The organism is Pandoraea sp. B-6, from assembly GCF_000282835.1.
Classification (GTDB): Bacteria; Pseudomonadota; Gammaproteobacteria; order Burkholderiales; family Burkholderiaceae; genus Pandoraea; species Pandoraea cepalis.
Map to the genome: position 1 here is coordinate 32,078 of NZ_KB290500.1, position 4,582 is coordinate 36,659.

At 63.4% G+C, this 4,582-nt stretch carries 4 protein-coding genes and 1 pseudogene; 1 reads left to right on the forward strand and 4 read right to left on the reverse strand.

What is annotated here, in order from left to right:
- Positions 1 to 1,275 (forward strand): heavy metal sensor histidine kinase (locus A985_RS24380; protein WP_232424530.1); only part of this gene is annotated, 1,275 nt, incomplete at its 5' end.
- 28 nt (positions 1,276 to 1,303) lie between these two features.
- Here the strand turns inward: A985_RS24380 and A985_RS0105625 are convergent.
- From A985_RS0105625 to A985_RS28990, 4 genes and pseudogenes are all read right to left on the reverse strand, one after another.
- The gene (locus A985_RS0105625; RefSeq protein WP_017232424.1) at positions 1,304 to 2,062 is read right to left on the reverse strand and encodes an aspartate/glutamate racemase family protein; all 759 of its coding nucleotides are present in this window, start codon (positions 2,060 to 2,062) and stop codon (positions 1,304 to 1,306) included.
- 30 nt (positions 2,063 to 2,092) lie between these two features.
- Positions 2,093 to 3,508, reverse strand: coding sequence for a dihydropyrimidinase (gene hydA, locus A985_RS0105630; protein WP_017232425.1), 1,416 nt, complete (start codon positions 3,506 to 3,508; stop codon positions 2,093 to 2,095).
- A gap of 4 nt (positions 3,509 to 3,512) precedes the next feature.
- The gene (locus tag A985_RS0105635; RefSeq protein WP_017232426.1) at positions 3,513 to 4,247 is read right to left on the reverse strand and encodes an aspartate/glutamate racemase family protein; all 735 of its coding nucleotides are present in this window, start codon (positions 4,245 to 4,247) and stop codon (positions 3,513 to 3,515) included.
- Positions 4,248 to 4,320: 73 nt separating this feature from the next.
- Positions 4,321 to 4,582, reverse strand: a pseudogene (locus A985_RS28990) (MFS transporter); the annotation flags it as partial.

The following is a 4,582-nucleotide window of genomic DNA, read 5'->3' on the forward strand; positions in this document are numbered from 1 at the left end:
GATGTGAAGTCGCACACGCCCCGCTTGGTGAGTGCCGTGCTGGGCGATCGCGCCTTGTCCCTCGTGCTGTTCGACCCGAAAGGCGATCGACTCCTCTCCTATGGCCCGAACCAGGTCATCGACGACCTGGATTCCGCACCGGACAAAGGCGTCCGGCTCGACCCTGCCACCATACCGTTGCAGCAGGCGCGCGTGTCCGACAACGCCAAGATCGCCTCGTCGGATGTCGTCGCGTGGACAACGGATCAGAAAATCCCGGTCAGGAGCGTTGCATTTGACGTTCGGCTTCGCGACGGCACCCGTTTGAACGGGATCGTGGTTCGCGATGTCAGGGCCCCGCTCCGGTTGCTGGACAAATACCGGGATCAGCTCACCATGGCGGGCATCGTCGGCAGCCTGGTCACGATGCTTGCCACCTATCTGTTGATTCAATTTGCCCTTCGGCCGCTACGCCAAATGACCGCTGACGCCACCGACATTACTGCGACCCGTCTCGATGCCCGCCTGCAGGTCGTGCAATCGCCAACGGAACTCAGCGCGTTGGCAATGTCGCTCAATCGAATGCTGGCGCGCCTCGAGGAAGGGTTTCAGCGACTGTTCCAGTTCACGGCGGACCTCGCCCATGACATGCGAACGCCCATTGGCAACATCAAAGGGGCGACAGAGGTCGCCCTTCGTCGACAGCGTAGCGTCGACGAATATGAAAATTTGCTGGCGTCGAATCTCGAGGAGTGCGACCGCCTGTCGCGGATGATCGAGAACGTGCTGTTTCTCGCACGAGCGGAGCACCCCCAATTCATTACCCATATGCAAGTGTTCAATGTTGCCGACGAACTCGGGAACATAGCCGGCTATTTTGAAGGGTTGGCAGACGAGGCCGGGTCGGCGATTCACGTGTCAGGCCGCGCCGATACGATGCTGAAAGCCGATTTGGAATTGTTCCGCAGAGCCGTGGGGAACCTGCTCGCCAATGCGATCCGGCATACCCATGTCGGCACGATTGAAATTTCCGCCGAGGTCAAGGCAGGCCGAGTCGACGTATCCGTGTCCAACCCCGGCGTCGCGATCGACGATGAAGATATCGAACGCATTTTCGACCGCTTCTACCGGGGGGACAAATCACGTCGGCAGCCGTCGGGCGTCGGCACCAGCGGCGCTTCGGCCGGGTTGGGGCTCGCCATTGTGCAAACGATCATGGGGCTTCACGACGGGCGCGTCGCCGTCACGAGCCGCGACGGCAGAACGACATTCTGCCTGTCGTGGCCCCAACGGTGACGGTGTTTTTGCCGGGCAACCTCCGGCATCAAACGTCCCGTGCCCCGGGCGCTTCAAGCATCCGGCTCACGGCGAGCGGCAGCCCCGCGTGCGGCTTCGCTGGCGGGCGCTGAAAACTGCCCAGGCGCGCCACGCCCGGCTGCAATGCCACCAGCGACTCGCAATGCCGGACCGCGCTGGAAACGCCATCGACGACCGGCACCGGAATGCGATCGCGCAATGTCCTCGCCAGTCCTGCCAGCGGCGCGCCCGCCACCACGATCACGTCTGCGCCGTCTTCCTCCACGGCTTGCCGACTCAGTTCGATGAGGCGCTCCGCATGGTCCTCCTGCACGGTCGCAATATCGCGCAACGGCGACGTCAGGCTGCGAATGCTGGCGAGCCGCGACGTCAGCCCGTTCGCTTCGACACACTCCCGATACCAGGCTTGAATCCGGTGCGAGATGGCAATGATCGAAAAGCGCGCGCCGAGCAGGCACGCGCTCGCCAACGCCGCTTCGGTCATGCCGACCACCGGCACGTCGAATAGCTCCTTGATCCCCCCTAACCCCGGGTCGCCGAACGCCGCCACCACGAGACCATCGAACGTGCCCGCCTGTTCTGCAGCAGCACACGCCGTGGCGTAGCCGCCGACGAGCGCTTCGAAACGCGTCTCGATGTAGGCAACGCCGAACGACGCCGTCGCGAAGGCGAGCGTCGTTTGCGGCGATGCGGCGCGACGGGCTTCGGCTTCGATCAGCCCCGTCACGCTCGTCGAGATATTGGGATTCACTACAAGTAAGCGCATGAAATCTCCTGCCACTGTCGTTGTTTTGCGTCACACCAGCGACGGCGCGTCTGCGGGCAGAAAGCGCCCGCGCCCGGCAGCCGGCGCCAGATATTGCCCACTGGCAACGAGTTGTTCGCCACGCGAGAAGCAGTGCACCGGCCAACCGACGACCTCGCGCCCCTCGTACGGCGTGTAGTCGACGGCATGATGCAGTTGGGTGTTGCGAATCGTCGTGCGCATCTCCGGGTCCCACAGCACGATGTCGGCGTCCGCACCCACGGCGATGGTGCCCTTGCGCGGATACAGACCGTAAAGCCGCGCCGGACGGTAGGACGTCAGCTCGACGAACTGATGAATCGACAGGCGCCCGCGATGCACGCCATCGAACAGCAAGGGCAGGCGCGTCTCAATGCCGGGAATGCCGTTGGGGATATGCTCGAACGACTGCGGCTTGCCGCCCGGCTTCTTGCCTTGCGGATCTTCATAGTTGAACGGCGCGTGATCCGACGAGAACACCGAGAACACGCCTTGCTTCAACGCCTTCCACACGGCCTCCTGGTTGTCGGCATCGCGCGGCGGCGGACTGCAAACGCATTTGGCGCCCGCGTAACCGTCATCGCCCGGATGATTCATGTCCTCGGCGCTCAGATACAGATATTGCGGGCAGGTCTCGGCCAGAATCTGCATGCCACGGCCCTGTGCCCAGCGAATCTGACCGATGGCATCCTTGCCCGAGACATGAACAATCAGGATCGGCACGTCGACCAGTTCGGCGAAGGTGATCGCGCGGTGCGTGGCTTCGCGCTCGACGGCCGCCGGCCGCGCGAGGCCATGGAACTTCGGCGCAATGCGACCCTGCCCGACGAGCTTGTCCGTCAGCCATGCGATGCAATCCGAATTCTCCGCATGCACCATCACCAGCGCGCCATGCTCGCGGGCCACGGACAGCACTTCCAGAATCTCGCGGTCCGAGAGCTTCAGATCGTCGTAGGTCATGTAGATCTTGAACGACGTGTACCCTTCGCGAATCAATTGCGGCAGCTCTTCGCGGAGCACCTTCTCCGTTGGGTCCGCAACGATCAGATGGAACCCGTAGTCCACCACCGCGCGCCCTTCCGCGCGGCGGTGATAGTCGTCGACGGCTGCGCGTAGCGAACCGCCCTTCTCTTGCGCGGCAAACGGGATCACCGTCGTCGTGCCGCCGCACACGGCGGCGCGTGTACCGGTGAAGAAGTCATCGGCCATGCGCAGGCCGTCCGGCATCGGCTGGTCGAGATGGCAGTGGCCGTCGACACCGCCAGGCAGCGCGAGCAATCCCGAGGCGTCGACCTCACGCGCACCGCTGGCCAGGTTCCGGCCCAGCGCGGCGATCACGCCGTCGCGCACGCCGATGTCGCAAGTAAAGCGATCGGCGGCCGTGACCACGTCAGCGTGCCGAATGACCAGATCGAAGGTGTCGCTCATCGTCTTACTCTCCTTGCTGGAACAGTTGACCCCAGTCGCTCAGGGCGCGCGTGTCGACGCCGGCGAGCCGCAGCGACTTCCAGAGCACCGTCGAGATGGTGTCGTACACGGGAATGCCGGTCTTGGCTTCCAGCGCGCGGGCGAGCGGCGCGGCGTGCAGGTTGGTGCAGAACGTGGTGATGGCTTGCGGGCGCGCTTGCGCCACCTCGTTGACGAGTGCCTCCAGCGTCTGCGCGCTGACCTCGGAAAACTCGAAGTTCTTGCTCAGCCCCAGATGGCGCTCTGCCGTGCAACGAATGCCTTGACGCGCATAGTTCGCAACGATGCGTTGCTGCACATCTTCCAGATACGGCGTCACGAGACCGAGCTCGGTCACGCCGGTCCGCGCGAGGATCTCGTTGAGCGCCAGCACGGACGTGGTGGCGGGAATGCCTGTCGTTTCGGTGATCTGTCGGCACAGCGCCTCGTCGGTCTCGAAGCCCAGCCACCCGGCAGACGTACCGTTCCACGCGATGACATCGACTTCGGCGTCGGCGAGGAGCCGCGCCGCGTCGAGAATCTTTTCCAGGTCGAATTGGCCGAGCGCGTTCTCGCCGAGAGAAATCTGCGTGACGCGAAAGCGGGAGAAATGGACAGAGACATGATCGAGGTCAGCCACCATCGCGCTGGTAATCGGTTCCAGCGCGGTGTTGGAAGACGGCGTGAGCATGCCAAGCAATTTACGTTTTTGGGTCGTCATGGTCGTACCAAAAATGCGATGACCGGCCGCCTGGGCGGCGTGCCGATCAAGGGAGAAACGTGTGTCTGAAAAATCAAACCGGAAGCTTGCGTTCGTAGTCGATCAGCGTCGAGCAGATGAACAGCCCGACACCGGCGGCCGCGAAGAACATCAGCGCAAGGAAATACGAACCGGTGGTCTGCACGATCACGCCGACGATCAGCGGCACACTGATGCCCCCGATGTTGCCGCCGAGATTCATCACCCCGCCGAGGAACCCGACCTTGTTGCGCGTGCCGAGAATGGACGGAATGCACCAGTACAGGCCACACCAGCGCAGGAAGAAGAGCGTCGAG